Source organism: Mycobacterium florentinum, assembly GCF_010730355.1.
Taxonomy (GTDB): Bacteria; Actinomycetota; Actinomycetes; order Mycobacteriales; family Mycobacteriaceae; genus Mycobacterium; species Mycobacterium florentinum.
The window spans coordinates 2021775-2047928 of record NZ_AP022576.1 but is presented as its reverse complement, the minus strand read 5'-3'; the positions used below and the strand labels follow the sequence as shown (position 1 = coordinate 2047928).

30 protein-coding genes are annotated in these 26154 nt (G+C 64.3%); 23 read left to right on the top strand and 7 right to left on the bottom strand.

Annotated elements, in window-relative coordinates; all coding sequences use genetic code 11:
* Nucleotides 1–278 precede the first annotated feature (278 nt).
* The 11 genes from G6N55_RS09540 (at nt 279) to G6N55_RS09490 (ending at nt 10244) form a co-directional block, all read left to right on the top strand.
* Entirely contained in the window at nt 279–635 is a 357-nt protein-coding gene (locus tag G6N55_RS09540) for a phosphoenolpyruvate carboxylase (RefSeq protein ID WP_232078960.1), read from the top strand.
* Nucleotides 632–892, top strand: a complete 261-nt coding sequence (locus G6N55_RS09535) for a hypothetical protein (protein WP_085225916.1) — start codon at nt 632–634, stop codon at nt 890–892. The genes G6N55_RS09540 and G6N55_RS09535 overlap by 4 nt, the downstream gene beginning before the upstream one ends.
* 36 nt (nt 893–928) lie before the next feature.
* Nucleotides 929–1981: an alpha/beta hydrolase fold domain-containing protein gene (locus G6N55_RS09530; protein ID WP_085225918.1), complete on the top strand. Its 1053-nt coding sequence runs from the start codon at nt 929–931 to the stop codon at nt 1979–1981.
* A 176-nt stretch (nt 1982–2157) separates the two neighbouring features.
* Nucleotides 2158–2403 (top strand): hypothetical protein, encoded by a 246-nt coding sequence (locus tag G6N55_RS09525; RefSeq protein WP_232078959.1) that lies wholly within the window; start codon nt 2158–2160, stop codon nt 2401–2403.
* The gene (locus G6N55_RS09520) at nt 2403–3323 is read left to right on the top strand and encodes an NADP-dependent oxidoreductase (protein WP_085225920.1); all 921 of its coding nucleotides are present in this window, start codon (nt 2403–2405) and stop codon (nt 3321–3323) included. The genes G6N55_RS09525 and G6N55_RS09520 overlap by 1 nt, the downstream gene beginning before the upstream one ends.
* A 17-nt stretch (nt 3324–3340) precedes the next feature.
* Complete coding sequence (locus G6N55_RS09515) at nt 3341–3775, top strand: cupin domain-containing protein (protein ID WP_085225922.1); 435 nt, start codon at nt 3341–3343, stop codon at nt 3773–3775.
* Between the two features lie 45 nt (nt 3776–3820).
* A complete protein-coding gene (locus G6N55_RS09510) occupies nt 3821–4801 on the top strand; it encodes an NADP-dependent oxidoreductase (RefSeq protein WP_085225924.1) in 981 nt (326 codons plus the stop codon).
* Entirely contained in the window at nt 4798–5190 is a 393-nt protein-coding gene (locus G6N55_RS09505; RefSeq protein WP_085225926.1) for a RidA family protein, read from the top strand. The genes G6N55_RS09510 and G6N55_RS09505 overlap by 4 nt, the downstream gene beginning before the upstream one ends.
* A gap of 86 nt (nt 5191–5276) precedes the next feature.
* Nucleotides 5277–6746, top strand: coding sequence for an MFS transporter (locus G6N55_RS09500; protein ID WP_085225928.1), 1470 nt, complete (start codon nt 5277–5279; stop codon nt 6744–6746).
* Between the two features lie 136 nt (nt 6747–6882).
* Nucleotides 6883–7308, top strand: coding sequence for an MmpS family transport accessory protein (locus G6N55_RS09495; protein ID WP_085225930.1), 426 nt, complete (start codon nt 6883–6885; stop codon nt 7306–7308).
* Nucleotides 7305–10244 (top strand): MMPL/RND family transporter, encoded by a 2940-nt coding sequence (locus G6N55_RS09490; RefSeq protein ID WP_085225932.1) that lies wholly within the window; start codon nt 7305–7307, stop codon nt 10242–10244. The genes G6N55_RS09495 and G6N55_RS09490 overlap by 4 nt, the downstream gene beginning before the upstream one ends.
* A gap of 54 nt (nt 10245–10298) precedes the next feature.
* Here the strand turns inward: G6N55_RS09490 and G6N55_RS09485 are convergent, their stop codons facing one another.
* Nucleotides 10299–10523 (bottom strand): ferric uptake regulation protein, encoded by a 225-nt coding sequence (locus tag G6N55_RS09485; protein WP_085225934.1) that lies wholly within the window; start codon nt 10521–10523, stop codon nt 10299–10301.
* 331 nt (nt 10524–10854) lie between these two features.
* On the opposite strand from G6N55_RS09485, the gene G6N55_RS09480 reads away from it, so the two are divergent.
* The 3 genes from G6N55_RS09480 to G6N55_RS09470 are packed head-to-tail and all read left to right on the top strand — an operon-like array spanning nt 10855 to nt 13072.
* Nucleotides 10855–11625, top strand: a complete 771-nt coding sequence (locus tag G6N55_RS09480) for an SDR family NAD(P)-dependent oxidoreductase (protein ID WP_085225936.1) — start codon at nt 10855–10857, stop codon at nt 11623–11625.
* A gap of 58 nt (nt 11626–11683) precedes the next feature.
* Nucleotides 11684–12283: a cupin domain-containing protein gene (locus G6N55_RS09475; RefSeq protein WP_232078958.1), complete on the top strand. Its 600-nt coding sequence runs from the start codon at nt 11684–11686 to the stop codon at nt 12281–12283.
* A 30-nt stretch (nt 12284–12313) separates the two neighbouring features.
* Nucleotides 12314–13072, top strand: a complete 759-nt coding sequence (locus G6N55_RS09470) for an SDR family oxidoreductase (protein ID WP_085225938.1) — start codon at nt 12314–12316, stop codon at nt 13070–13072.
* Nucleotides 13073–13164: 92 nt separating this feature from the next.
* Here G6N55_RS09470 and G6N55_RS09465 read toward each other — a convergent pair whose 3' ends face one another.
* Entirely contained in the window at nt 13165–13971 is an 807-nt protein-coding gene (locus G6N55_RS09465) for a crotonase/enoyl-CoA hydratase family protein (protein ID WP_085225940.1), read from the bottom strand.
* A gap of 111 nt (nt 13972–14082) precedes the next feature.
* Between G6N55_RS09465 and G6N55_RS09460 the strand changes: the two genes are divergently transcribed.
* Nucleotides 14083–15501 (top strand): SDR family oxidoreductase, encoded by a 1419-nt coding sequence (locus tag G6N55_RS09460; RefSeq protein WP_085227010.1) that lies wholly within the window; start codon nt 14083–14085, stop codon nt 15499–15501.
* Between the two features lie 24 nt (nt 15502–15525).
* Here the strand turns inward: G6N55_RS09460 and G6N55_RS09455 are convergent, their stop codons facing one another.
* On the bottom strand, nt 15526–16794 hold the full coding sequence (locus tag G6N55_RS09455) for a cytochrome P450 (RefSeq protein ID WP_085225942.1): 1269 nt from the start codon (nt 16792–16794) through the stop codon (nt 15526–15528).
* Entirely contained in the window at nt 16791–17501 is a 711-nt protein-coding gene (locus G6N55_RS09450; protein ID WP_232078957.1) for a hypothetical protein, read from the bottom strand. Before G6N55_RS09450 ends, G6N55_RS09455 begins: the two co-directional genes overlap by 4 nt.
* Nucleotides 17502–17777: 276 nt before the next feature.
* On the opposite strand from G6N55_RS09450, the gene G6N55_RS09445 reads away from it, so the two are divergent.
* The gene (locus G6N55_RS09445; protein ID WP_085225944.1) at nt 17778–18224 is read left to right on the top strand and encodes a limonene-1,2-epoxide hydrolase family protein; all 447 of its coding nucleotides are present in this window, start codon (nt 17778–17780) and stop codon (nt 18222–18224) included.
* 358 nt (nt 18225–18582) lie between these two features.
* The gene (locus G6N55_RS29735) at nt 18583–19089 is read left to right on the top strand and encodes an N-acetylmuramoyl-L-alanine amidase (RefSeq protein WP_232078956.1); all 507 of its coding nucleotides are present in this window, start codon (nt 18583–18585) and stop codon (nt 19087–19089) included.
* 11 nt (nt 19090–19100) lie between these two features.
* Here the strand turns inward: G6N55_RS29735 and G6N55_RS09435 are convergent, their stop codons facing one another.
* Nucleotides 19101–20741, bottom strand: coding sequence for an FAD-dependent oxidoreductase (locus G6N55_RS09435; protein WP_085225948.1), 1641 nt, complete (start codon nt 20739–20741; stop codon nt 19101–19103).
* A gap of 426 nt (nt 20742–21167) precedes the next feature.
* On the opposite strand from G6N55_RS09435, the gene G6N55_RS09430 reads away from it, so the two are divergent.
* The 3 genes from G6N55_RS09430 (at nt 21168) to G6N55_RS29465 (ending at nt 22974) form a co-directional block, all read left to right on the top strand.
* The gene (locus G6N55_RS09430) at nt 21168–21764 is read left to right on the top strand and encodes an HD family phosphohydrolase (RefSeq protein WP_085227014.1); all 597 of its coding nucleotides are present in this window, start codon (nt 21168–21170) and stop codon (nt 21762–21764) included.
* Nucleotides 21765–21895: 131 nt separating this feature from the next.
* Nucleotides 21896–22366, top strand: a complete 471-nt coding sequence (locus tag G6N55_RS09425; protein ID WP_179968176.1) for a CAP domain-containing protein — start codon at nt 21896–21898, stop codon at nt 22364–22366.
* A 266-nt stretch (nt 22367–22632) separates the two neighbouring features.
* On the top strand, nt 22633–22974 hold the full coding sequence (locus G6N55_RS29465; protein ID WP_085225950.1) for a hypothetical protein: 342 nt from the start codon (nt 22633–22635) through the stop codon (nt 22972–22974).
* A 19-nt stretch (nt 22975–22993) separates the two neighbouring features.
* Here the strand turns inward: G6N55_RS29465 and G6N55_RS09415 are convergent, their stop codons facing one another.
* Both G6N55_RS09415 and G6N55_RS30320 read right to left on the bottom strand, forming a co-directional pair.
* A complete protein-coding gene (locus tag G6N55_RS09415; protein ID WP_085225952.1) occupies nt 22994–23533 on the bottom strand; it encodes a restriction endonuclease in 540 nt (179 codons plus the stop codon).
* 132 nt (nt 23534–23665) lie between these two features.
* Nucleotides 23666–23794, bottom strand: a complete 129-nt coding sequence (locus tag G6N55_RS30320; protein ID WP_372517566.1) for a hypothetical protein — start codon at nt 23792–23794, stop codon at nt 23666–23668.
* Nucleotides 23795–23914: 120 nt separating this feature from the next.
* Here G6N55_RS30320 and G6N55_RS30315 point away from each other — a divergent pair, with 120 nt between their 5' ends.
* From G6N55_RS30315 to mtf2, 3 genes are all read left to right on the top strand, one after another.
* Nucleotides 23915–24118 (top strand): hypothetical protein, encoded by a 204-nt coding sequence (locus G6N55_RS30315; protein WP_179968136.1) that lies wholly within the window; start codon nt 23915–23917, stop codon nt 24116–24118.
* A 240-nt stretch (nt 24119–24358) separates the two neighbouring features.
* On the top strand, nt 24359–25189 hold the full coding sequence (locus G6N55_RS09405; RefSeq protein WP_085225953.1) for an LLM class F420-dependent oxidoreductase: 831 nt from the start codon (nt 24359–24361) through the stop codon (nt 25187–25189).
* Between the two features lie 115 nt (nt 25190–25304).
* Entirely contained in the window at nt 25305–26090 is a 786-nt protein-coding gene (gene mtf2, locus G6N55_RS09400) for a fatty-acid O-methyltransferase Mtf2 (RefSeq protein WP_085227018.1), read from the top strand.
* The last annotated feature ends 64 nt before the right edge of the window (nt 26091–26154 follow it).

Genomic DNA, 26154 nt, shown 5'->3' with positions numbered 1-26154 from the left:
CTTAACAGATGTCGAGCGGACGGGTGGAGCCGGCCATGTTTTTCAAATCTGTGTTCGGGTCCCCACAAGCGAGCAACGGGTCGCGATGCCGGTGGCTGCGTTGATCACCGCGGAACGCCATCGCAACAAATTGGAGAAACCAGATGAAGCGTCGACGATTTCAACGCGCGCCTGCCGAATACGGATCAGCCCCCGCGCGAACAGCGCGGCTGCCGCATCGATTGCGTGACGCGGCCGCCTTTGTACGGCATTGGGCGCATTGGAAAGGAGATGCCGCGATGGACGCCATCCCGGCGATCGAGGATCAACTTCATGCGCTACAGCCCATCTGTAGCGCCCAGCGGGTGCCGAGCGGCAGTACATGCGGTGCGCCGGCGGTGGCCATCGCCGAGATCCACGCCGTCGACGGATGCGACCAGATGGGGCTAAGCCCAGATGGCGACCTCGTCGAGACGCTCTGTCAAGACTGTCTGGCTACCGTGCAATGGGCGATGGCGACCTATGTGGGCGACAAACGGGCTGTGGCGTCCAGATGGGGCACCCGCCCGGTGTGCACCACCTGCGGGCGCCCCACTGGATATTTGCGCAGCGTTTTCGCTGTGCGGCCGATCGGGCCCGAGGGGCCGAAATCATGACCCGAATACGGGTTACCTCGCTGTTCGCGGCCGTGGTGTCCGGAGATTACGCGGCCCTCATGTTGATCAACGGTCAGCCAGTCGAATTCGGTATCGCCGCCGCCGTTTGTGCGGGATCCGTGGTCGCGGCCGGGTCGATGGCCTACGCGGGCAGGCGAAGCCGGAGAACTTTGGCCCGGGGACGAGCCGCCGTCTGGGAGCGCCGTGACCTGCAGAGCGCCCGCCTCTGCGAGGCATGCGGGCCGTCCCTCAACTAACGGAGGGCACGATGAGCCCGGTCCGGAAGTATTGACATGAGCGCACCCGCCACGGTGTGGGGTTCACCGCGCCCCGGTCTAAGAGCAGCCGGGGCACGAAAAGCTCGGCGGCACTCATACCGCGCGGGCGCCGTCGTCGACGTCGTCCAGGACGGTCCGAGCATGGCCGGTCGCATCGCCTGGCTGAGCGCCCGCCTGATGATCCGGCCCACCTTGAGTGTGGGCAGCTACCTGCCCTCGGCGCCGTGGCCCTGGGGCGTCGTCGAGATCGCCGCCCGCGCCGTCACGCCGCCACCGGGCACGGTGCGCGCCGGCATCGCGCTGGCGCATTGCACCGCGCAGCTAATCCGCGCCGCCGGAGTGCTACCGGCCGACGGCACCCGCCGGGTCGTGCTGTATCTGCATGGCGGGGCCTTCCTCACCTGCGGCGCCTACTCGCATGGCCGGCTGGTGAGCACGCTGTCCAGGTTCGCCGACAGCCCTGTGCTGGTACCCAATTACCGTAAGATTCCGCAACATTCGATCAGCGACGCGATCGACGACTGCTACGACGGCTACCGATGGTTGCGCCGAAAAGGTTATCAACCCGACCAGATCGTGCTGGCCGGCGATTCCGCCGGCGGCTACCTGGCGCTGGCGCTGGCCCAACGCCTGCTCGAGTGCGATGAGCAACCGGCGGCGCTGGTGGCCATGTCACCGCTGCTGCAACTGGCCACACAACCCAAGACGACCCACCCCAACATCGGCTCGGATGCGATGTTTGCGCCCAGAGCCTTCGACGCCTTCCACCGCTTGATCACCCGCGCCGCAGCACACCGCGACGCCACTGGGCATCCCGATGCGCTCTACGAGCCACTCGATCACATCGAACCCGGCCTTCCACCCACGTTGATCCATGTGTCCGGTAGTGAGGTGCTGCTCCACGACGCACAGCTGGCGGCCCAACGACTGGCCACCGCAGGCGTGCCAGTCGAAGTGCAGGTGTGGCCGGGCCAAATCCATGTGTTCCAATTCGCCGCGCCGCTGATCCCCGAAGCCATCCGCTCGCTGCGCCAGATTGGCCGCTACATCCGCGAAGCAACCGGATAGCCAAGAAACCTAAGGTTTTCGAAGCTGGATTTCTTGGCGTTGCCAGGTAAATCCCTGCTGCGTGCCGATCCGCCCAGTGATGCGTTGTACTCACCCGGGTGAATTAGCTCGCCGGGTGATGACGACTCATCTCGCGACGATAAATGCTGGTTCAGCAGTTCGCGAGCGGAGGACAAATGCAGCCGACGACGTACCGGATGTGCATTCAAGGCCGCTTGACCGACCGGCTCGGATGCGCATTTGAAGGGATGCGCCTCGAGGCCGGCGCGAATGAAACCGTGTTCACCGGTGAAATCCGCGACCAGTCACAGCTTTATGGACTTCTCGACCTGGTCCGCGAGCTAGGCCTCGAGCTCGTCAGCGTACAACCGCAGCCCGCGGCCGACCCGACGACAACAACTCACATCAGAAAGGACCTGTAATGCGAGCCATCACTGTTTCAGATCATGACGCCGGCGTCGCCGGCTTCTCGCTGACGGAGCTTCCTTACCCGCAAGCGGCCGACAACGACGTCATCGTGCGGGTACACGCCGCGGGTTTCACCCGCGGAGAGCTTGACTGGCCGCACACCTGGATCGACCACGCGGGTCGTGACCGGACGCCGAGCGTCCCCGGCCACGAACTGTCCGGGGTCGTGGCCGAGTTGGGGTACGGCACGACCGGGTTGAGCGTGGGTCAGCGGGTGTTCGGGCTCGCCGACTGGGCTCGCAACGGTTCGCTGGCCGAGTACACCGCTGTGGACGCCCGCAATCTCGCACCGCTGCCAGTCGACATTGACCACACGGTGGCCGCGGCGCTGCCGATCTCCGGATTAACCGCGTGGCAAGCCCTGTTCGACCACGGCCGTCTCGCGGCTGGACAGACAGTCCTGATCCACGGCGTCGTCGGTGGGGTCGGGTCGATCGCAGCGCAGCTGGCTCGCGAGGTCGGTGCGCGTGTCATCGGCACCGGCCGGGCCGCGGACCGAGCCCAGGCGTTGGAGCTCGGCGCCCACGCCTTCGTCGACTTGGACGCCGAAAAGCTAGAGGATGTAGGTGAAGTCGACGTGGTGTTCGACGTGATCGGCGGAGACGTCCTCGCCCGGTCGGCTGATCTGGTGCGGGCCGGCGGAACGCTCGTCACCATCGCCGAGCCGCCGAAGAACCGGCCGTACGACGGGCGGGCACTTTTCTTCCTTGTCGAACCCGATCGCGCCCGGCTCGCCGATCTCGCCGCGCGGGTGCGGGATGGACGCCTCAAACCAGTGGTGGGCGCCGTGTTGCCACTCGCCGAAGCTGCCGCCGCGTTCGCTCCGGGCAAGCGCATCCCCGGCAAGACGATCCTGCGCGTGGCCGAAGACTGAAAAGGAGCAGCCAAGTGATGGCGCTGAAAATACCGCTCGCCGCACTGGCACTTGCGGTGCTGCTCGCGCCCGCGGCCCACGCCGCGCCGGCGCCACAGAATTCGGATCAAAGCCCGGTTGTCCGACCAGTTTTCAATCAACCCACCAATGTTCCGGGCAAGTCACTTGAAGCGGTCACCGTCAGCTACCCGCCCGGAGGTAAAAGCGGTGCACACCACCACGCGAACTCGGCGTTCATCATGGCGTACGTGATCTCCGGAGCGATCCGCAGCCAACTCGAAGGTGAGCCGGCACGCGTCTATCACGCCGGTGAGACGTGGAGTGAAGCCCCGGGCGCGCACCACACGGTCAGTGAAAATGCCAGCGCCACCGAACCCGCTGAATTGCTCGCGGTCTTCCTGGTCGACACCGGAGACGGCCCGCTGACCACGGACGACGAGCCGCCGCGGTAGCGACGCGAAATCCCTTGCCGCGATACGACATAGCAGGAGGAGTCCATGACCATGCGGGTAGCGGGGGTCCGCATGCTCGGCGGCAGAGTGGAGACCTTCGAAGTGGACGAGCCGCGACCGCCGGCGGCCGACGAAGTCCTCATCTACGTTCGTGGTGCCGGGGTGGGTAACTGGGACAACATCATTCGGACGGGCGGTTGGGATGTCGGCGCGAGGCCGCCGCTGGCGCTCGGCGTCGAGGCGGCCGGGGTCATCAAGGCCGTCGGCGCCCAGCCGGGCGGATTCGGTGTTGGCGACGAGGTGCTGTGCCACCCCGTGCCGCTGCGCGACCAAGGCACCTGGGCGCCCTTGCTGATCGCGCCCGTCGGGTCGCTCGCTCGCAAACCGGCCGGGGTTACGTGGCAGATCGCGGCGATCTTTCCGGTGCCGGCGTTGACGGCCGAGCAGGTGGTTTGCGAGGCGTTGGCCCTGCACGGTGGCGAGACGTTGCTCGTTCATGGCGCGGGCGGAATCACGGGCGGGCTGATCGTCCAGCTGGCCGTCCTGCGCGGCGTCGATGTGCTCGCCACCGCCGGCCCCGGCAGCGCCGACCGAGTCCGCGGGTATGGCGCTCGCGACGTGATCGACTACCGCGACCCGATGTGGCCACTCCATGCAAGGGCGTTGGCGAAGGGCCGCATCGACGCCGTCGCCAACGCCGCACCTGGGGGTGCTGCCGCGGCGATGACCGCGCTCGACGACGGCGCCCGGCTGGCCACCATCACCCCCGACCCGTCCGCATCCACCCGCGGCATCGCCGTCACCGCGGTCTACGTCCGATCCGACGGCGCCCAACTCGGCCGCCTGACCGCGCTACTCGACTCCGGCCGGTTGAGCATGCCGTCCCCGCGGTCGTGCGGCCTGGATCAGGCCGCCGCCGCCCTCGCGCGAGTCGTCGCGGGCGACGAGCCCCGCGGAGTGAGCGTCGCGAAAGACATCTGCCCTCTCACACCGAAATCCCAACATCACCAAGGAGTCTCGAGATGACCACCATTACCCCGATCCTCACCGGAGTGGGAGCTCACATCGCTCCCGGATACGCCGACGCCGTCACCGTATCCGGAAGCAGCACACAGATTTTCGTCTCCGGAACACCCGGGCTGCGCGAGGACGGCACCCCGCCCGAGGACTTCACCGACGAGGCCCGGCTGTGCTGGGCCAATGTCGAAAACGCGCTCGGCAAGGCCGGCGCCACGCTCACCGACATCGTCAGCGTGCGCCAATGGCTCACCAGCCGCGACGATCTGCCCGCCTACCTGGCCCTGTTCCCAGAGATCATCCAGCACCAGCCCGCCGCGATGCTCTCCATCATCGACGGGCTGGTCTGGCCCAACCTGCGCCTGGAAGTCGAAGTAGTCGCCATCCTGCCGACATGATCGAGGTGCTCTGAGGAGACGCCGATGACCAACGCTTGCACCGCGTCTGGCGCTCAGTCGCCGCCGCGTGCCGAACGGCCCTCGCAATGACGTTGCGCGACGTGGCTCCGACCAGCCGCGCGATGGTGGTCGCGGTGATGGTGTCGATGGTCGCGTTCCTCGACTCCACCGTGATCAACCTGGCTTTGCCGGCCACCGTGCACGACCTCGGCGGCGGCCTGGCGTTGCAGCAATGGATCGTCGACGGGTACCTGTTGGCGATGGCGGCCGCGATTCTGCCGGGCGGGTCCATTTCGGATCTGTTCGGACGCGTTCCGGTGATGCGGTTCGGGTTGTTGGCTTTCGGGGTGGGCTCGGTTCTGGCGGCGGCTGCCACCTCACCGGCGATGCTGATCACCGCGCGTCTGATCCAGGGCCTCGGCGCGGCGTTCCTGGTGCCGGGCTCGCTGGCGCTGATCAGCACGGTGTTCGACAAGGCACGCCAGTCCGCCGCGATCGGCGTCTGGACCGGGTGGACGGGAATCGCCTTCGCGTTGGGCCCACTGCTGGGCGGACTGTGCGTCGATTTCCTCGGCTGGCGTTGGATTTTCGTGCTGTCGGCAATCCCGATGGCGGTCGGGTATGCGCTGACGTTCTGGCTGTGCCCGATGTCGGGGCGGCTCGAAGGGGCCCGTGTCGATACCGCCGGGGTGGGCCTGTCGGCGGTCGGGCTGGCCGCGACCGTCTACGCGTTGATCGAGTCGCAACGCGACGGCTGGACCGACCCGATGATCCTGACACCGCTGGTGGTGGGGCTGGCCGCACTGGCGGGCTTCGTCGGCTGGCAGCGCCGCAGCAGGCAGCCGATGCTTCCGTTGCCGCTGTTCGCCTTTCGCAACTTCGGTGCCGCCAACCTGGTCACAGCGTTCGTCTACGGCGGGTTGACGCTGGGATCGATGGCGATTGCCCTCTACACCCAGGAGATCGGCGGCTACTCGGCCACCGCAGCGGGACTGGCCACCCTGCCGATCCCGGCGATGTCGTTCGTGTTCGCCCGGCATGTCGGCCGCATCGCCGCGCGGGTGGGACCACGCGCGTTCCTGATCGCCGGTCCCGCGGTGGCCGGGATCGGGCTACTGCTGATCCGCCCGAAGCCCAGGGGATTCCACGCGATCACCGACTTGCTCCCCGGGATGACCGTGCTGGCCATCGGGCTGGTCGCGACCATCACACCGCTGATGTCGGTGACGCTGGCCTCGGTGCCGACCGAATACAGCGGCCTGGCCTCGGCGATCAACAACGCCGTCTCGCGGCTGGCCACGCTGATCGCGATCGGCTCCATCGGCCTGATCAGCGTCGGCACGGCGAGCGCCACCGGATTCGCCCACGTATTAGGGGTGAGCGCAACACTATTCGCCCTGGGCGCGTTGTGCGCCGCGTTGTCGATCACCAATCCCCCTGCCGGCTACCAACCGGTGCCATGCGACATCGCGGCGTTGTGCCGCGACCGTCCCGGTGTGCAACCCGCCCTGACGAGCAGCCCCTCCGCGGCGACCGAATCGTCTGCTCCGGAGTAATCATGCGCACACTCGACGATCGATCTGGCGGTCAGCGCGGGAATCAACCCGACCGCAACGGCGTTTGCGTAGCGGTGGCGCACGCGACGAAATGCCTTAATATCAGTCCAACGAGCACTGCTAACCGGGGGGCGCGGTGTTAACACTTCTCAAGCGTGCGTGGGTTCCGCTGGTCGTGGCCGTGGCAGTGATCATCGGCGGCGTCGCGGTGGACCGGCTCCACGGCGTCTTCCCAGGGCCCGGCCTGCCCAAGCCCGATCCCCGCGACGCGACCCCGCCTTACGCGGCGAAGACCGCTGTCTACGAAATCCTGGGACCAGCGGGGACCACCGGCGTCGTCAACTGGATGGATGCCGAGGCACAACCGCAGAAAGCCAACTTCACCACGTTGCCGTGGTCCCAGACGATCGTCGCGGAGATGCCCGGCATCTTCGCCTACGTGGTCGCCCAGGGTGACGGCCCCACGATCAGTTGCCGAATCACCGTCGACGGCAAATTGGTCGATGAACGGCAGGTCAACACCCGCAACGCGCAGGTTTCCTGCTTGGACAAGTCCGCATGACGGACAACACGAGCGACGCGAGCGACACGGACGAGATCCCTGTCGCGCCGCGCACCGAAGTTGAACGCAAACCGCGTATCGCCCACACCATTCGCATCCTGGCACTGCCGATCATCGTGATCTGGCTGCTGATCGCGGTCGGCGTCAACATCTTCGTCCCACAGTTGGAGAAGGTGGCCGAGGACGTCTCGGTGCCGCTCTCGCCCTCCGACGCGCCCTCGGTGACCGGGATGAAGCACATCGGGGAGAAATTCAAGGAGTACGACTCCGACAACCTCGTCCTGGTGACCCTGGTCGGTGACCAGCCTCTCGGTCCAGACGCTCACCGGTATTACGACGAGCTGGTCAAGAAGCTGCGGCAGGACACCAAGCACGTCGAGCATGCGCTGAATTTCTGGGGGCAGCGATTCACGGCCTCGGGTGTGGAGAGCTATGACCATAAGTCCGCCTACGTCCAGGTCAACCTGCGCGGCGACCAGGGCGGCGCCGTCGGCGACAAATCGGTTGACTCGGTTCGCCAGATCGTTGCGGACTCGAAGCCGCCGCCGGGGGTGAAGGCCTACGTCGCAGGTCAGGGAGCCCTGACCGACGACACGATCGTCGTGGGTAACGCGAGCCTGTTCAAGATGACGATCATCACCATCATCATCATCGCGATCATGCTGATGTTCGTTTATCGGTCCATCGGCACTGTGCTGCTGACGATGGTGATTCTGTTCGTCGGACTGGCCACCGGCCGAGGCGTGGTAGCGCTGCTGGGCGACACCGGCATCATGGGGCTGTCGACCTTTGCCGTCAACCTGCTAACCGCATTGGCCATCGCGGCCGGCACCGACTACGCGATATTCATGGTGGGCCGCTATCAGGAGGGTCGTGAGCGGGGACTAGACCGCGAAGCCGCCTACTACGACACCTTCGCCGGGGTCACCAAGGTGGTGCTGGGTTCGGGTTTGACGATCGTCGGGGCGCTGGCGTGTCTGCATTTCACTCGGCTGCCCTACTTCAGTTCGCTGGCGTATCCGTGCGCAATCGGTCTGCTGGTGGTGGTGGTCGCCGGGGTGACCCTGACGCCGGCGTTGATCGCGTTCGCGAGCGGCTTCGGTCTATTCGATCCGAAGCGAAAGTTCAACTACACCCGGTGGCGCCGACTGGCGACGGCCATCGTGCGGTGGCCGGCACCCATCCTCGCCACCTCCGTCATCATGGCGATTGTCGGCGCCCTGGGATTGTCGGGCTTCAACCCGCGCTACAACGACTTGTACTACCTACCGAAGAGTGCGTCCTCGGTTCAGGCGTACGACGCGGCCGATCGACACTTCACCCAGGCCCGGCTGAACCCTGACCTGATGATGATCGAATCGGACCACGACCTGCGCAATCCGACCGACATGCTGGTCCTGGACAAGATTGCCGGAGCCATCTTCCGGGTGCCCGGCATCGAACGGGTGCAGAGCATCACCAGACCTCTTGGACCGCCGATCCAAGATGGATCAGTTCCGTTCCAGCTCAGTGTGCAAACCGCGCCCATCCGCAGCAACCTGAACTACCTCAAGGACCGTGTCGGCGACATCAAGAAGATCACCGGCTTCCTCGACACCCAGATCACCCTGTTGGAGCGCCAGTACGCGGTGACCCAGAAGCTCGCGGACGCCGCGGACCACAGCTCGAAAACCACGGGAGAGACGGCGGCCATCACGGACGAAATCCGGGACCACATCGCGGATTTCGACGACTTCTGGAGACCGATTCGCAGCTACTTCTACTGGGAGAAGCACTGCTACGACATCCCCATGTGCTGGTCGCTGCGAAGCCTGTTCGACGCCCTCGACGGTTTCGATCAACTGGCCGAAAAGTTCCACGCCCTGACCAGCGACCTCAACAACACGGCTACCGCGACGCGCGAATTGCTGGCGATCATCCCTGAGAATATCGCCGTCACAAAGGCGATCCGCGATACGACTCTGACCATCTACAGCACGTTCGACAACCTGGTCGATCAGTTCGACCGGCTGACCGACACGAACGCCGTGATGGGTAAGTCCTTCAACGACTCTCAGATCGAGAGCCTGTTCTACCTGCCGCCCGAAATCTTCCAGAACCCGGACTTCCAACTGGGGCTGAGCTTGATGGTGTCGCCCGACGGCAAGGCTGCTCGCTTCATCATCACTCACTCGGTGGATCCGGCGACGACGGAAGGAATTTCGTCCGTCGATAAGGAGCGTAATGCGGCCAAGGAGGCACTGAAACTCACTTCGCTGCAGAATGCCGACATCTACCTCGGCGGCACGGCCGCAACGTTTTACGACATTGCCAACGGCGCTAAGTACGACCTGCTGATCGCCGGGATCGCCTCGATCGTGCTCATCTTCATCATCATGGTGATCGTCACCCGTGCTTTGGTCGCGGCGGGCGTCATCGTCGGCACGATCGTGATGTCGCTGGGGGCTGCCTTCGGGTTCTCGACACTGATCTGGCAGCACCTTCTCAATTTCCAGTTGCACTGGGTAGCAACCGAATTCGCACTTATCGTGCTTTTGGCGGTGGGGTCGGACTACAACTTGATGTTGGTGTCTCGAATCGAAGAAGAGATCGGAGCCGGCCTGAAAACGGGACTCATCCGCGGGATGGGTCTCACCGGCCCGGTGGTGACCGCGGCCGGTCTCGTGTTCGCCGTCACCATGGCCACGATGATCACCAGCGATCTCCGGGCGATCGGCCAGTTCGGCACGACGATCGGACTCGGCCTGATGTTCGATACCTTCGTCGTCCGAACGCTGATCACGCCTTCGATCATGACGGTGATGGGACGCTGGTTCTGGTGGCCGAAGCGGGTACGGGTCCGCCCGGCCAGCCAGATGCTTCGGTCCATCGGGCCGCGTCCGCTGGTTCGAGCACTCTTACACCAGCCGCGGCATGCTGTCCCCGCGGAGCCGTAGCCGTAGCATCCGGTACCGCACGCCGACGCGTGCATCGAACTGGGACGCAAAGATTTACGTTTGGCGCGCCTTGGCGGCTTCGCGTCGAGCCTTTTCTTTCACGTGGGTCGAGCAGTTATGCGACAGATCGCAATAGAACTGGTCACTGCACTCATGCGAACAATAGTTTGATGCGTGCGGATGCCAGTCGGGATCGGACAGGTCACGCTGTCGGCCGCTCGCGTCGAATGTGTGGCCGCAATGCACGCAGGTCTTGATCTTGGTCTTGGCCTTAACCATAAAGGTCAGGGTACGCGCCTTGGCCCTAGAAATCGGTGCTGATTTGAGAACGACGCCGAGTTAGCGGACACATTTGACGTAAGCGCAAATTGCCGATGGCACAGCCTCATCCATCCACGCCCGGATTCGCGGAGATGTGCTAATCACCCGGGTGAACAGGTCGTTCGGGTGATGACAGCTCACCCCGCTTGGCCGCAGTCTCAGTACGACCAGACATCGCGGGATTGTCACCCCCGTTTGTGGGGCCGCTGGCCCCGGCTGCGGACATCGCGCGTTGTAGCTGCGAAGGACGGCGGTCGGAGCCGTCAGGAGAACCAGGAAGGCTGCCCGAATGCATTTTGAGGCCCAGAAGGTTGTTGTTGTCGGCGGCAGTGCCGGCATCGGCCGGCAGGTCGCCATCGACGTCGTCGATCACGGCGGGACCGCGGTGATCGTCGGACGCTCGAAAGCGCGTGTCGACGACACCGTCGCTGAGCTGAAGCGCCGCGGTGGTGAAGGCTGGGGCATCGCCGCCGAGCTGACGTATCGCGCCGCGGTCGCGGATATCCAGCGCGCGCTTTCCGAGCATCACAGTGACGCGACGCTCCTCGTCAATGCGGCCGGATTCTTCATCCCGAAGCCGTTTCTCGAGTACGACGAACAGTTCTACGACTCGTACATGGAGCTCAACTATGCCTTGTTCTTCCTGACGCAGACCGTCATTGGCGGAATGATCGCCAAGGGTGAGGGCGGCGCCATCGTCAACATCGGCAGCATGTGGGCACATCAGGCCGTGGGCGTGACCCCATCGTGCGGGCACTCGATGCAAAAAGCCGGGCTGCATGCGCTCACCCATAACCTCGCCATCGAGCTGGCCGGGCACAAGATCCGCGTCAACGCGGTGGCGCCGGCCGCCGTCAAGACCCCCGCGCTCGAGCGTTGGGTCCCCAAGGACGAGATCGACGCCACACTCGACACTTTCGCGCCGCTTCATCCCCTGGGGCGGGTCGGCACCCCTGCCGACGTCGCCAACGCCGTCACCTATCTGCTCTCCGATGCGGCCAGCTGGGTCACCGGCGCGATTCTCAACGTCGACGGCGGCTTCGTGGCCGGACGCAACTGAAGCAGGACTGAAATACCTTGGCGTGCTGGATAACTGATAACGAGAAGGAAGGGCTGCAGTGACGATCGATATCTTGAGGCCGGGCGGCCCGCCGGCTAAGTCTGTCGGCCGCACGGAAGGAAAGTCGGTGTTCAATGGGACGATAGGTGTCCGCCACATCGTCGATTGGGCTCAGACACAAGGACGCGTCTCGGTCCTCGAGCATCCGATGTCACCCCGCGCACTAGCCGCACCGCTTCATCGCCACCACAACGAAGATGAGTACAGCTGGGTCATCGACGGACGCGTGGGCGCGCTGCTTGGCGACGAGGTGCTCTACGGTGGGTCCGGCGACTTCATTTTCAAGCCGCGAGGCCAGTGGCACACATTCTGGAACGCGGGCGATGAACCCGCCCGGATCCTGGAGATTATTTCCCCCGCGGGATTTGAGCAGTTCTTCGACGAGCTGTCTGACCTCGGCGGCATAGATAAGATCTCGACAGAGACCCTGGATGAACTCTGTGCGCGGTACGAACTGGAGATGGATGTCGACAGTGTCCCCGAACTGTGCAGACGCTTCGACTTGAAATTCCCCGGTGAACCTATTGACGATGAACCGTGGGGATTGAAATCCCTTCATACCCAAGCAAAGTCGGTGGGGCTGGATGAGTTTGAATGACCAGTCAAACGCAACTCTGAAAGGTTCAACATGAAGGTCGTAGTCATTGGCGGTAGCGGGCTTATCGGCTCGAAAGTAGCGACCAAGCTCTGTGCGCAGGGACATGACGTGGTCGCCACTTCACGCCGATCAGGTGTCGATTCACTCACCGGTGAAGGCCTCTCCGACGCCGTCGCCGGGGCGGATGTCCTGGTTGACGTCGCCGATTCACCATTGTTCGACGATGAGCCCGTGATGCATTTCTTCACAACCACGACCAGGAATCTTCTTTCCGCTGAACGGGAAGCGGGAGTCAAACACCATGTCGCGTTGTCGGTAGTGGGCGCGCAGATCATGCCGGATAGCGGCTACAACACCGCGAAAGCGGCCCAGGAAAACCTGATCACAGATTCGGGCCAGCCATATTCGATCGTGCGAGCAACTCCGTTCTACGAATTCGCCATCGGCTTAGCCGATTCCGCGACAGACGGAGACTTCGTCAGGCTGCCACACGCGCTGTTCCGTCCGATCGCCGCCGACGATGTCGCCACCGCCGTGGCCGGCGCGGCTGTCGGGCGTCCGACCAACGAAGTAACGGAGATCGCAGGACCCGAAGCGATGGGAATGGACGACTTTGTCCGCATGGGCCTTGCCGCCAATGGTGATCAACGTCGGGTCCTCACTGACGCCCGGGCGCCATACTTCGGCGCGGTGATCGACGATCACACCCTCGCACCCGATGCGAACGCCACCATTTTCACTACTCGATACGCCGACTGGATCGACGCAAACTCCGGCGGCCGCATGTAGGGGGTTCCGCTCGCAACTGCGAAGGGGGATAACAAGTGTTGCAGGAACGGCGAGCAGTCCTCGACCTCATCGAGCGTGCAGTGGAAAGCAGTTCACGACGTTGGATCGGTGAAAACCGGTGGCTCTCCGGACATTCCGGCGGTGACCGCCGCGATCTGGTTGGGCGAACCGATCAGCCCAGATTGCAGCTCGGATTCCAAGATCAGCGCGCCCGCGGGGTCGTTTCCGGGCCAGGTCTGGTCATAGAGCCGCTTGGCGGCGCGGACGGCGTCGGGGGACTTTGCGGCGATCTCCGCGGCCAATTCCAACGCCGCAGCCAGCGGATCCTCTGCGGTGCGTGTCACCAACCCAAGCGCTAATCCCTCACTACCGGAGACGATTCGCCCGCTGAACGTCAATTCCTTGGCGACGTCGATCGGTAGCAGCCGCGGCAGTGATTGCGTGATTCCCATATCCGGCACGAGTCCCCATTTGATCTCCATGATGGACAGCTTCGAGTCCGGTGCCGCGATCCGAATGTCGGCGCCGAGTGCGATCTGCAGACCGCCGCCAAAGCAGTTGCCGTGAATCGCGGCGATCACCGGGGACGGCACCAGCGACCAGTCGTAGGCCACCCGTTGAGCGAAATTCGCCAGCCGGCCTTCGTCGCGGGAAAGCAGGACACCGGTGCCTGCGCTTCCCGCCATGAAACTGGCGACGTCCAGCCCCGAACAGAAGCTTTTACCCTCACCGTGAAGGACCACGGCGCGCACAGTTGCATCGGCGGCCACCTGCTCGGCGGCCTTGATCAATCCTTCGAACATCGGCTGGTCGAGCGCGTTGTGCCTGCTGGCGCGAACCATCGTTACATCGGCTACACCGCTGGCGCTGATCTGAACAGAAACCCGGTCATCGGTCACCCAGGCAATCTACCGCCGCTTCGATCGGCGTCCTCACCGTCGTCGGGTGACCTCCGACCGCGGAAGCCGAGCAATACGCGACTTGCGGGAGTGACGCCGTACCCTTCCTACGTGAACGCGATCGACCCGGACAAGCTCGACATATGCCTGCAGGTGCTGGCCGATATCGAGTCGTTGCCGCCCGAGCATCCCGATGCCGTCACGGTGCGCCGGGCCACGGCGGGCATCTTCAAGTCAGTCAAGAAGGCCCGCCGCAATGCCAAGCGCGACGAAATCGCGGCCGCCGACCGCGCCGTCGTCGCCGCGACCGCGACCGGCGCGCCCGGGCGCATCGATGACGAGACTCAGGGCCTGCCGTTGGTGTCCACGGCGGTTGGCGCTTCCGCCGGCACGTTGCGCCGGTCCCGCGCCTGCTACATCTGCAAGAACCACTACACCGTCGTAGACGCCTTTTACCACCAGCTCTGCCCGGAGTGTGCCGCGCTCAACCGCGCCAAGCGCGACGCGCGCACCGACCTCACCGGTAGGCGTGCCCTGCTCACTGGTGGCCGCGCCAAGATCGGCATGTACATCGCGCTGCGGCTGCTGCGCGACGGGGCCGATACGACCATCACCACCCGGTTTCCGAACGACGCCGTGCGCCGCTTCGCCACGATGCCTGACAGTGCCGACTGGCTGCACCGGCTACACGTCGTGGGCATCGACCTGCGCGACCCGGCTCAGGCGGTCGCGCTCGCGGACACCGTCGCCGGGCAAGGTCCGCTCGACATCCTGATCAACAACGCCGCCCAAACGGTGCGCCGAGCTCCCGGCTCCTACTCGGCGCTCGTCGAGGCGGAGCGCACCCCGGCGCCGGAACTCGTCGACGTGGTCACGTTCGACCGCGTCAGCGACGCCCATCCCGCGGCACTTGCCGGAAGCCTCGCGGAGCACCAAACTCCGCACGCCGTAACCGAATTGGCCCTCGCCGCGCGAAGCGCATCGCCGGATCGGATCGCGGCGGGCACCGCCATCGACGCCGGTGGCCTGCTGCCCGACACTGCGTCCATCAACAGTTGGACCCAACACGTGCACGAGGTCGACCCGATGGAACTGCTCGAGGTTCAGCTGTGCAACCAGACCGCGCCATTCATTCTGGTGAGCCGGCTGCGCCCGGCAATGGCCGCATCGGCCGCCCGCCGCAAGTACGTCGTGAACGTGTCCGCGATGGAGGGGCAGTTCAGCCGCAAATACAAGGGCCCGGGCCATCCGCACACCAACATGGCGAAGGCCGCGCTGAACATGCTCACTCGCACCAGCGCCGGCGAAATGCTAGAGCGCGACGGCATTCTGATGACCGCTGTCGATACGGGCTGGATCACCGACGAACGTCCACACCCGACGAAGCTGCGGCTCGCGGAGGAGGGTTTTCACGCCCCGCTCGACCTGGTCGACGGCGCCGCCCGCGTGTACGACCCCATCGTGCGCGGGGAGGCCGGCGAAGACCTGCGCGGCTGCTTCCTGAAGGATTACTCGCCGAGCAATTGGTAGCCGCTAGGCACGCGGTGGCGCCGGTCAGCCGAGAGTGTAGGGAAGGGATTTGACGGCGCGCACGAAATTCCCGGTGAGGTATTCGGGCTGACCGACGCGCAGCGTCGGGGCGCGGAAGATCAGTTCGCGGAAGAAGGCTTCCAGTTGCATCTTCGCCAGAAATGCGCCCATACAGTAGTGCGGTCCGCCTCCGCCGAACGCGACGTGGGGGTTCGGTTTGCGTTGGATGTCAAAGACATTCGGGTCGGTGAAGACTCGTTCGTCACGGTTGCCCGACGAATACATCATGACGACCCAGTCGCCCTCGCTGATTCGCTGGCCGTGTAGCTCGGTGTCCTGGATGACGGTGCGGCGGAACGTCATCACCGGGGTCGCCCAACGAACAAACTCCTCGATGGCGCATTTGATACGGCCGTCGAAGTCGTCGACCAGCAGTTGGCGTTGCTCGGGGTATTGCTGCAGGGCCATCGTGGTCAGCGTCATCGTGTTGCGGGTGGTGTCGTTGCCGGCAACGGAGAGAAGGACAAAGAAAGCGCCCAGTTCGTCGTCGGTGAGACACCGGCCCTCGACCTCGGCCTCCACCAGTCGCGACATCAAGTCGTTCTCGGGATGCGCGCGCCGTTCCTCGGCCAGTTCAAGGCCGAGCGTGAGAAGCCCCACGAGCGAATCAGTAACCACCGCACCAGGTTCGCGCCCGGCAGCGACGTCGGCGTCGGCCCAGGACACCATGCCGTCGGCGTGCAGGGCCGCTTCGTCGCGCCGCTCGGCGGGAAGACCGACCATTTCGTAGATCGTCCACATCGGCAATGGCTTGGACACCTGCTCGACGAAATCGCCTTCGCTGGTGCCGAGGAGGTCGTCGACAATTTTGACGGCCTGCTGGGTGACCTGGTCCTGAATCGCTGCCACCTGTCGCGGCGTGAACACCGAACTGATCAGCCGTCGCAGGCTTGAGTGCCTCGCGCCGTCCATGCCCAGAAACGATTCGGCGGCATCGAGGATGTCGTCGGGGACAGCCTCGATCTGCACCCCTTGGGCTGACGAGAAGATCTCCGGATGCTTGCTGACGTAGGCGATGTCCTCATTGCGGGTAATCGCCCAGACCCCGTCAACCGGCGCGGGGATCAGTGTGCCTTCAAGGGGAGGATGCCAGCTGAGTGGGCGCTCGTCGCGCAGGATCTTGAAATGTGGTTCGCGTTCTTCGGCGGTGCGTTGCCAGAAGCTGACCGGCGAGATGCTGACCGGGTCGAACGGCGGACGGGTGGAACGATGTTGGTCGGTTTCGACTGTCATGCGTTGGCCCCCAGGGTGGTTGGGTCCGCTGCGCTAGCGGATCGCAATATCGCGGATCGCATGACCAGCCCCATGCCGATGAGAAAAACGCTGTAAGTCGTTAGGGCTAGCCAGAACACCAGGACTCCGCGCCACGACAACGGGCCGCTGTGGAAAAAGAAGGCCAGGACGTCGGGGAGGAATGAAGCCGCAATCCAGAAGTTCAAGTAGCCGACCCAGCGCGGCAGGGTCTGCGCCCGATCGCTGAGGATGGCGATCCCGATGACGACGTTCTGGATGATGAACGGCGCGATCGGGGTGAGGAACACCAGCCACGCGATGTCGTTGAGCGTCACCGTGATTTCGGGATTGCGATAGGGCCGAAACGAGATCACGGCCATCAACAACATGGGGAGCAGCAGCAGTACGCCCGTTGCTGCTCCCGTGACCAGTTGCACGAAAGTCAAGATCGGCCGTCGGCCCTCGATGCGCAGCAGGAAATAGCCGATCAAGCCGATCAGTGGAAAGACCAGGCAGATGCCGAGTTGCGCGATGACCAGCCCGCTCAGCACGCGCGTGTCGTGGCCGTAGAAGCTGACGACCTCCTGGGTGCTGCTCGACGATCCCAGCGGGATCGGCAGGATGCCGGCGATCAGCCATCCGAGCAGGGTCACCACCACGGTGGCCGGACCGGCCCATGCACACAGCAATTGCACCCGGTACGACATGGCGCTCCCTTCCGCCGCAAGCCACATTGTTGAATTGAAATTAGAATCCTAACGCGACAGCACTCACATCGGAATAGTCTTCGCATCTCAAGTGCGTCATCCCGGCATTGAACCGGTGCTAAATAATCGTGATGTCGGATTCCCAGCCCCGTTGGCCACGATGTCGCCAACTGAGGAAGGATGAGGATCGGTGAGCGCTTGACGGCGTCACTGAGGATCATCACGATCGGCGAACGATCGCTAGCAAATTGGATAGGAGATGGCCACGTGTCCGTCATGACGACGCATGATCAGCATGAGCTGCTGGCGCTCGAATTCTTCGCGGCGTGGGGCGAGTCGTTCGACGCGATGTGCGAATCATTCAATGCGCTTGCCAGCGAAGGTGTCTGGGATCAACGCCCGATTCCCAAGCTCACCGGCCCGCGTCAAGCAGTGCGCTTTCTCCGCATCGCGCATCGGGTCTTGGGGCTTGCGACGATCGACGTCGAGATCCTCAGCATCGCCAGCAACGACGACGTCGTGCATACCGCGCGCATCGATCGCCTCAGGCGAGCCGACGGAACGCTCATTGCCGCCGCCCCGGTGGCCGGGGTGCTGACCTTCGATGCCGGGAAGATCACGCACTGGCGCGAATACTTCGATGCCACGGGATTCCTCGGGCAAACCATCGCGACCAGCCTGGCCCACCCGATACGCCGGCTGGGCCGCGCACGTCGCCCCTGACTCATCGATGCTCGGGTGTCCCGTTTCGCCGTTGCAGCCCTCAGCGACCGTGGCGCTTCGTATGGTGCTTGTGGTGGACACAGTCGCTTCCGGCCGGCACGGCTCCGGCCCCGAGCCGATCAGCCGTCGAGGGCTGCTGCGGCTGGTCGGTGGTGCGGGGGCCGCGGCGATCCTGGGCGGGTGCTCGGAACCTGCACCTGAGTCCGCCCCGCGCCCCAGCCCGCCGTGGACGGCTCCTGCAGTCCCATCGCCCGCGCCTGCACGCCCGATCGCGGCGGTGTCGGCCGACATGTTGTGTCGAGATGCCTGGGGTGCTCGTCCCGCCCGCCCAGGCGGCAAGCCTCACACCATCACCCGCATGACCCTGCATCACGAGGCCGTCGTCCTCGGCGACAACCGCAACGCCCCGGGTCGGCTCCGCCAAGATCAGCGCTACCACCAAGACCAAAAGGGATGGGTCGACATCGCCTATCACGTCGGCATCGACCGCGACGGCAACATCTATGAACTGCGCACGCCACAGATCGCCGGTGACACCGCGACGGACTACGACACGACGGGCCACTTCCTGGTCCTCTGCGAAGGAGACTTCGACCAAGAAGTCGTCTCCGAAGCTCAACTCCATTCCGCCGCACTCGCGTTCGCCTGGGCAACCCAAACGTTTCATATCGCGTCCGACACTCTGGCCGGCCATCGCGACCTGGCCTCGACCTCGTGCCCGGGTGCAAACCTGTACGCCCACCTCTCTTCTGGCGACCTCAAGCGGCGCATCGAAGATCTGCGTACAGCCGGAACAGTCAACCTCCGCAGCGTCTGTGGGCCCGACGCGGCCGCCACTGTCGCCGCCATCGAGGCTGGCCACTAGCCGGCGCGCAGCTAGTCAGCGAACTGAAGGCAGCGGTGCACGAGGGCGATTGCGACGCCGCCTTCACCCACGGATGCGGCGACGCGCTTCACCGATCCGGAGCGGATGTCCCCGACCGCGAAAATCCCTGGGGCACTGGTTTCGAGGGCGAACGGCTCGCGATCGGCGTTCCACTGTCCCGCCTTCATCGCGTCGGTTCCGGTCAAGACGAAGCCGTGCTGGTCGCGCGAGACCTGCGGCGGGAGCCAATCCGTCGCCGCCTGGGCCCCGATGAGGACGAACAGCACCTTCGCGTCCCGTCGCGACGAGATGCCGGTGCTTCGGTCGGTGACCTCGATCGCCTCGAGTTGTTCGTGGCCGTGGCCGGCGACGACCTCGACTCGCGTTTCCACCCGGATGTTGGCTTTCGTTGCGATCTGCTCGATGAGGTACTGAGACATGCTCTCGGTGAGCGACTCGCCCCGCACCAGGAGCGTGACCGATCGGGCGTGCTGCGAGAAGAAGATCGCGGCCTGGCCGGCCGAGTTGCCCGCACCGATCAGATACACGTCGTTGCCTTGCGCAAGAGCGGCGTCGCTGCGTGCCGCGCCGTAATAGACACCCGAGCCGACGAATCGATCGATCGAATCGACGTGCAGGCGGCGCCATTCCACGCCCATCGCGAGGATGATCGACTTCGTTCGCAGCACGGTGCCCCCGTCCAGCGTGACGGTCATTTCGGTTGGGTCGACGCCTTCGACCCGACGGGTCACGACGATCTCGGCGCCCAACCGTTTCGCTTGTTGCAGCGTCCGGCTCGCGAGCTCGTCGCCCGAGACGCCGAACGGGAATCCGGTGTAGTTCTCGATCCGGGTGGAGGTGCCCGCCTGCCCACCCGGGGCGAAGGATTCGATCAGTCCGGTCTGCAGGCCCTCGGAGGCGCCGTTGACCGCCGCGGTCAGACCCGCCGGCCCGCCGCCCACGATCAGCACGTCGTACTGCTCACGGCTTGGTTCGACCGTGAGCCCGGCCGCGGTCGCGACGGCGCGCATCGTCGGCGCAACCAGCTCGGTGCCATCGCGCAGCGCCACAACCGGATACGCGGAGGCTTTGCCTCCGGTGCGTGCGACAGCCGCGGGATCGTCGGGGTCTAGGCGTTCGTAGGGAATTTGGTTGCGATGCAGGAAGGTGTCGCACTTATGCACTCCCGGGTCCACGCGCGGGCCGATCACGGACATCGCGGGTTCGCGTCGCTGCGCGGTGGCGTTTCTGAGCATCTCGATGCGCTCCAACGCGGCGGCACCGACCGTTTCGGAGATCTGGGGGGCCATGGCGGCCAGCGTGTGGAATACCTCGACCGTCACTTTCAGTACGCGCGAGGGCTCGGCGGCTCGCATGCTGGCGGGCAGCGGCGTGCCGAGCGTCATCGGGACCTCACCTCCGACTTCACCCGGAAGTCGCACGCCAATTACCTGCTCAACGCCATTCACCAGCTTCGTCAGTTCGGCCTTACCTTCGACTACGATTGCCAGGGATCGGCCTTCGCCCTCGTGGGCCACGTACTCCCCGGCGACAAGGTGGATGTCCTCGACGGCGCCGGCCAGGTATTCCAGTTCTTTCTCTTTCAGCGTCGAGAAGAGCGGAATTTCGGCGAGTTCTTCGATGGTGAACATGACTGCCTTCCAAACTCTTTCGCGCGCGCTGCTGATTCACGACAGCGGTTCGCGTGCGGTGTCGAATCTTTCGATGCTTGAATCGTCGACCTCAGGCCGATTGCGGTGCATGAGGCATTCGCCTTAAATTTTCGGAGATCGACCCAGCAGCACCGGGCGCTCGCGCCGAAAGGTCATCCGCCCAACCTTCTCGCTTCGTCGCGAGGCTTGGCAAAGTTCTGACTTTCGGTCACCGGCCGGGCGCGGGGCGGGTCGCGATCGTCCTGGTCGCCTTTGACGCCACTGCGCAGCGGCACGGCTTCGTCATCGATCCGCAAAAGAGCTGGACGTTTTGAGTCGGCGGTGGTCGCTTCGCTAACGCGCCGGCTTCGATTCCCGGCAGCTCGACCAGTGGAGAACGGCAGGACCGCACGTACGCTCAAAGCCGTGACCACGCCGGAGATTCTCCGCAGCTTGCCCTTGGCCGACGAGATCCTCGAGTCTCACCGCTGGCACGCCCGCGGCGACAACACCGGCTACGACGCATACAAAGCGCACGTGTACCGCATCGTGAACTTCGCCCGCGCGCTCACTCCATCCGCGCCCGACCTCGACGACAAGCTCGCGATCGCCGCGGCATTTCATGACTTGGCCGCATTCGACACGCTCGACTATCTGGTGCCGTCGATAGAGGCGCAGGACGCATGGTTGCAAGAGACCGGCCGGGAGAGTTGGTCCGACGAGCTGGCGCTCGTCATTGCTGAACATCATCGACTCTCCAGATACCGCTCGGCCCGACCCCACGCAGCGCTGGTGGAGACCTTTCGGCGGGCTGACCTGGTTGACGTCAGCCAAGGCCTGATCCGATTCGGCATCCCGAGTTCCTACGTCAAGGAAGTACGCACAGCGTTTGACGCCGGTGTTTTCTTCAAGCGGGTGGTCCCTTCAGGGGCGCTGCGGGCGGTCCGAAAGCGCCAGCTGCCCGGGTTCTTGCTTCCCGGCAACGCGCTGGTTCGCTCCGGTCACGCAGGGGTCGATCGCTGAGGCCGTTGGGGCATTAGGTCGCCCGTAATGCGTTGCACCCCAGCGCAGAAAGACCCGCCACCGCATCGTGATCACGAGACGGTAACGTTTGCTGGCCAAATATCGAAAAGCAATGCATGGCAACCGGCAAGATGACGATGAAAGTCAAGGTTATCGTCGTGTTCGCGCTGGGCGCGTTGTTCGTAACCGCTCCCGGTACCGGGACTTTCGCTGCGCGCGCCGACGGTCCAGGGGCCGCGTTGTACGGCGGCATCAACCGGGTCCGCGACGGGTGCGGGGCGGTCGGTAGCGATCCGCGTTTGACCGAAGCTGCGCAACGGCACGCCGATGACATGCTGCGCAACGGTGGGAACGGTCATATCGGTTCGGACGGCTCGTCGCCGCAGGTGCGGATCACGGATGCGGGCTACCGGACCCCATACAGCGGTGAGGTCGTCTTCTGGGGCACCGGGTCCGCTGCGAATCCGAGCAAAGCGCTGGACTTGTGGATGCAAAGCCCTCCGCACCGTGCGATCATCCTGAACTGCGCGTACACCACGGCCGGCTTCGCCACCGCCTCAGACGGAAACAAAATGACCATCGTCGGCGACTTCGCCGCTTGACGCCGTCAAGCGAGGCTCAAAATGCTTGGTAGAGTGGCGGGTTCCACAGTTTCGAGCAAATCCTCTTGACGCCCAAAGCTTTGACCAGGGCCGCTGCGCAGGTAGGTGCGAGTTCTTAAGCGGTGGGACGCCTGAACGGTGAGAGCGCTTCGGTTCTTCACGGTTTGGATTGGCATCGTTGCCACACCGTTGATCTATTTCATCGACGGTGACCGTGTGATTTTGGTTGTGTCGAACTACGGCGGCACCCGGCGTGGTATCACAATGTGCTGGCGCATCCGGCGGTCAAGCCCTACGGCGGGGGGCGGTTGCAGGCGGCGCGAGTAAGGTTCGTGCCGGTGCTTTCCGTACTCCTTGAGCGTGCGCAGGCAGATGGTTATCTGCGGTCAGACCTGTCCGCTACCGATATGCCCATCATTGGGCTGCTGGCGGGCTTTGTGGGCGAGTGTGCCGGCTTTATCAATGGCGAGTTGTGGCGACGGTACGTGGCCATCATGCTCGATGGTATGCGAAGTCGCAGCGACCAGACTCGGTTGGCGGTCGACGCGCTCGAAGACGAACAGCTCGATATGGCGATGCGGACGTGGCGGCCTCCCGGCCGTCGATGATCGCGTTGTATCCAGATCCTCAGTCACGCAACGTTTTTCCCATCGGCGCGGGAACCCAGCTCTGCAGCGCCTTGCGGCCGATCAATTGGCAGCCGTGGGTGTAGGCCAATTGCTTTGCGGCAGTGGTGAACTCCTGATTGCTCACCACGATGCTGCGCGTGCACCCATGATGACGCGCGCCCGCTACCACTTGCTGAACGGCGGCGACACCGATCGCCTTTCCGTACCGCTTGCACTGGATCGCCGCGTACTGGCCGTCTTTTTGCGCGATCAGGTCGACGCCGTAGTCGCCCACGGCGGGCGTGAAGCTGACCTCCCAGCCCGCGTGTTGCATGCGTGCGGCGACGTAGTCCTCAAACTCCACGCCGTCCATCGCGTCGATCTCGTCGATGCTCGCCTGGGTGTGCAGTCGGCGCCGCGACCGACGGTAGGCCGGCTGTATCAAGCCGGCGAAAAGTAGCCCACAACAGGCACCCACCAGCCCTAGCGCCAAGCGGTGCGTGAAGAAGCCCAGAAGGAGCCCGAAGTAGAGCGGGAGAAAGATGAACGCGATCTTCATGCCGTGGAAACGTCTCGCAGGCCCCGGAAGTTAGCCGCGGAAGCGATGATCGATAACGCCCTGTGCATGCACCGATGATAGAGATGAGCGACGACAAGGAGCTGAAAACAAGGGTGAGGGCGTGAAGATTCGTTACGGCATGGTGTTGGTTGCGGTGTCGCTGGTCTCGGCCGTGGCGGCCTGCGGGTCGGGCAAACCCAGCGGTTCGTCGGCGGCTCCCGCGCCGACAATTGCCCCAGCACCCCCGACGTCAAAGGTCACGCTATAGGAGACCGGTTCCAAGGACCTCTCCGGAATCGCACAAGCGGCGAGCGGCGACGTCAACATCGGCGCCTCGGGCGCCTACCTGTCCGAGCGCGATATGACCGCACACCCGGGCTGATGAACATCGTCGTGGCGGTTTCGGCGCCGCACATCAGCTACAACCTGCCCGCCCTCACCGAGCACCTCAAACTGGACGGCAAAGTGCTGGCGGCAATGTACAAGGGCACTATCAAGACCTGGAACGACCCGCAGATCTCGGCCCTCAACCCCGGCCAGCCGCAAGACATTGCGTTACTGCCCGACATTGGCGAACCGCTGTAGTCCTCGCCTGAGTCGCTCTCTAGCGTGGTGCCCGATGTGCCTGCCTCACAGCGACAATCGACCCGTGGCGAGGTTTGTCGCTCGGAGGCGGGCAATAGCGAAGGCCGTCCCGCTGGAGGCCACCGTTGCTGGTGTGACGACGGCAGCCACACCGGTACCGCCGCCACCTCATCGGGATTAGCGTCGTGCTTGCGCGCGTTGCCCATCTCGACAGACGGCAGCCGACAGATAAGGGCGACTATGAAGTTCGGAATCGCAACGTTCGTCAACGACGACACCATCGACACGTTGTCCTTGGCACGCGCGATCGAAGAGCGGGGTTTCGCCTCGCTGGTGATCGCCGAGCACACGCATATTCCGGCGAGTCGGGAGTCTGCCTACCCGATGGGCGGCGAACTGCCCTCGATCTACTACCGGACACTCGATCCGTTTGTGACGCTGGCCGCAGCGGCAGCGGTGACCTCGTCCATCGAGTTGTTCACCGGGATCGCGCTGCTCATCCAGCGCGATCCGATCACCACCGCAAAGGAAGCGGCCAGCATCGACTTGATCTCCGGCGGCCGCTTCGTGTTCGGCGTCGGTGCTGGCTGGAACATCGAGGAGCTACGCGATCACGGCACGGACCCGAAGACCCGCGGCGCGCTGCTCGACGAACGCATCGAGGCCATCAAAGCGCTGTGGACAACCGAACCCGCTGAGTACCACGGCAAGTACGTCGACTTCGACGCTTCCTACCAGCGCCCCAAGCCGGTTCAGAAACCGCACCCGCCGATCTTCATCGGTGGCGACTCGGATGCCACGGTCAAACGGGTGATTCGCCACGACGCCGGTTGGCTATCGAACCCGCTCCCGCTGGAGCGGCTACGCCATCGCATTGATCAGATGCGCGAGGGCAGCGGACGCGACGTGCCACTGGCAATGTTCGGCACACCGACCGACCCCGACTATTGGCGCGCGGCCGAGGGATTGGGCTTCGAACGGCTAGCACTGCTGTTGCCCAGCCGGCCGCTCGACGAATCGCTTCGGTTGCTCGATGACTTCGCCGCGAAGGTGGATAGCTACCGCGGCTGAGGTGCCGGGGCCGTCATCGCCGACGTGCGAATTCGGATAAATTCTCTCGCGCGGTGAACTACCGCACTACACTCCGTCCATGGAACTCGAGGCCCCGGAGTTTCGTCCGTCACCGATTTGGACGATTAAAGCGAAATTCATCCAGTTCATTTACCAATATTTCTATCCATACTTGACTCGTCGGCTTCGTTCGGACGATGTGTTGTTCCTCAATTACGGGTACGAGGAAGATCCGCCGATGGGCGTGCCGCTATCGGCTGCCGACGAGCACGACCGGTACTTTATCCAGCTCTACCACCGCACCGCGACCCAGGTCGACCTGGCCGGCAAGCGGGTGCTGGAGGTCGGTTGTGGCCACGGCGGCGGAGCCTCCTACCTGATGCGTACCGTGCATCCGGCCTGCTACACCGGACTGGACTTGAATCCGGTCGGCATCGCGTTCTGCCAAAAAAGGCACCATCTCGACGGCCTGGAATTCGTGAAAGGCGACGCCGAGCATCTGCCTTTCCCCGACCAATCATTCGACGCGGTGATCAATATCGAGTCCTCGCATCTCTACCGCGAGTTTCCGCGTTTCCTCGATGAGGTGGGCCGTGTGCTGCGCCCGGGAGGGCATTTCTTGTATGCCGACTTCCGCTTCGCTGACACCGTTGCCGGGTGGGAAGCGCAACTGGCCAATGCGCCGATGGCCGAGCTTTCCCACACGACGATCAATGAGCAGGTCGTGCGCGGCATGGAGAGAAATTCGCAGTGGTGGGTACGCGCGGTCGATCGCCTCGTGCCGGCAGTGCTGCACAGGTGGCTCTTGGTCAACGGCTACGTGCTCGTGTGGCGGGTCTACCAGGACATGCAAAGCGGCGGATCCACCGACTATCGGATGTACTGCTTCGCCAAGGCGTGACGCCCTGCCCTAAAACGGTTGGCAGGAAAGCGGTTTCGATGCTCCGCGGCACTCTGAGAAGAGC

Excerpts from the sequence above, each read along its gene's own strand:
- G6N55_RS09515 (WP_085225922.1), top strand. The coding sequence starts at position 3,341 with ATGGCGCTGAAAATACCGCTCGCCGCACTGGCACTTGCGGTGCTGCTC.
- G6N55_RS09500 (WP_085225928.1), top strand. The coding sequence starts at position 5,277 with ATGACGTTGCGCGACGTGGCTCCGACCAGCCGCGCGATGGTGGTCGCG.
- G6N55_RS09510 (WP_085225924.1), top strand. The coding sequence starts at position 3,821 with ATGACCATGCGGGTAGCGGGGGTCCGCATGCTCGGCGGCAGAGTGGAG.
- G6N55_RS09535 (WP_085225916.1), top strand. The coding sequence starts at position 632 with ATGACCCGAATACGGGTTACCTCGCTGTTCGCGGCCGTGGTGTCCGGA.
- G6N55_RS09530 (WP_085225918.1), top strand. The coding sequence starts at position 929 with ATGAGCGCACCCGCCACGGTGTGGGGTTCACCGCGCCCCGGTCTAAGA.
- G6N55_RS09435 (WP_085225948.1), bottom strand. The coding sequence starts at position 20,741 with ATGTTCACCATCGAAGAACTCGCCGAAATTCCGCTCTTCTCGACGCTG.
- G6N55_RS09415 (WP_085225952.1), bottom strand. The coding sequence starts at position 23,533 with ATGAAGATCGCGTTCATCTTTCTCCCGCTCTACTTCGGGCTCCTTCTG.
- G6N55_RS09480 (WP_085225936.1), top strand. The coding sequence starts at position 10,855 with ATGCATTTTGAGGCCCAGAAGGTTGTTGTTGTCGGCGGCAGTGCCGGC.
- G6N55_RS09520 (WP_085225920.1), top strand. The coding sequence starts at position 2,403 with ATGCGAGCCATCACTGTTTCAGATCATGACGCCGGCGTCGCCGGCTTC.
- G6N55_RS09425 (WP_179968176.1), top strand. The coding sequence starts at position 21,896 with ATGACGATGAAAGTCAAGGTTATCGTCGTGTTCGCGCTGGGCGCGTTG.
- G6N55_RS30315 (WP_179968136.1), top strand. The coding sequence starts at position 23,915 with ATGAACATCGTCGTGGCGGTTTCGGCGCCGCACATCAGCTACAACCTG.
- G6N55_RS09525 (WP_232078959.1), top strand. The coding sequence starts at position 2,158 with ATGCAGCCGACGACGTACCGGATGTGCATTCAAGGCCGCTTGACCGAC.
- G6N55_RS09455 (WP_085225942.1), bottom strand. The coding sequence starts at position 16,794 with ATGACAGTCGAAACCGACCAACATCGTTCCACCCGTCCGCCGTTCGAC.
- G6N55_RS09445 (WP_085225944.1), top strand. The coding sequence starts at position 17,778 with ATGACGACGCATGATCAGCATGAGCTGCTGGCGCTCGAATTCTTCGCG.
- G6N55_RS09485 (WP_085225934.1), bottom strand. The coding sequence starts at position 10,523 with ATGGTTAAGGCCAAGACCAAGATCAAGACCTGCGTGCATTGCGGCCAC.
- G6N55_RS09450 (WP_232078957.1), bottom strand. The coding sequence starts at position 17,501 with ATGTCGTACCGGGTGCAATTGCTGTGTGCATGGGCCGGTCCGGCCACC.
- G6N55_RS09490 (WP_085225932.1), top strand. The coding sequence starts at position 7,305 with ATGACGGACAACACGAGCGACGCGAGCGACACGGACGAGATCCCTGTC.
- G6N55_RS09540 (WP_232078960.1), top strand. The coding sequence starts at position 279 with ATGGACGCCATCCCGGCGATCGAGGATCAACTTCATGCGCTACAGCCC.
- G6N55_RS09470 (WP_085225938.1), top strand. The coding sequence starts at position 12,314 with ATGAAGGTCGTAGTCATTGGCGGTAGCGGGCTTATCGGCTCGAAAGTA.
- G6N55_RS29735 (WP_232078956.1), top strand. The coding sequence starts at position 18,583 with ATGACCCTGCATCACGAGGCCGTCGTCCTCGGCGACAACCGCAACGCC.
- G6N55_RS09505 (WP_085225926.1), top strand. The coding sequence starts at position 4,798 with ATGACCACCATTACCCCGATCCTCACCGGAGTGGGAGCTCACATCGCT.
- G6N55_RS09405 (WP_085225953.1), top strand. The coding sequence starts at position 24,359 with ATGAAGTTCGGAATCGCAACGTTCGTCAACGACGACACCATCGACACG.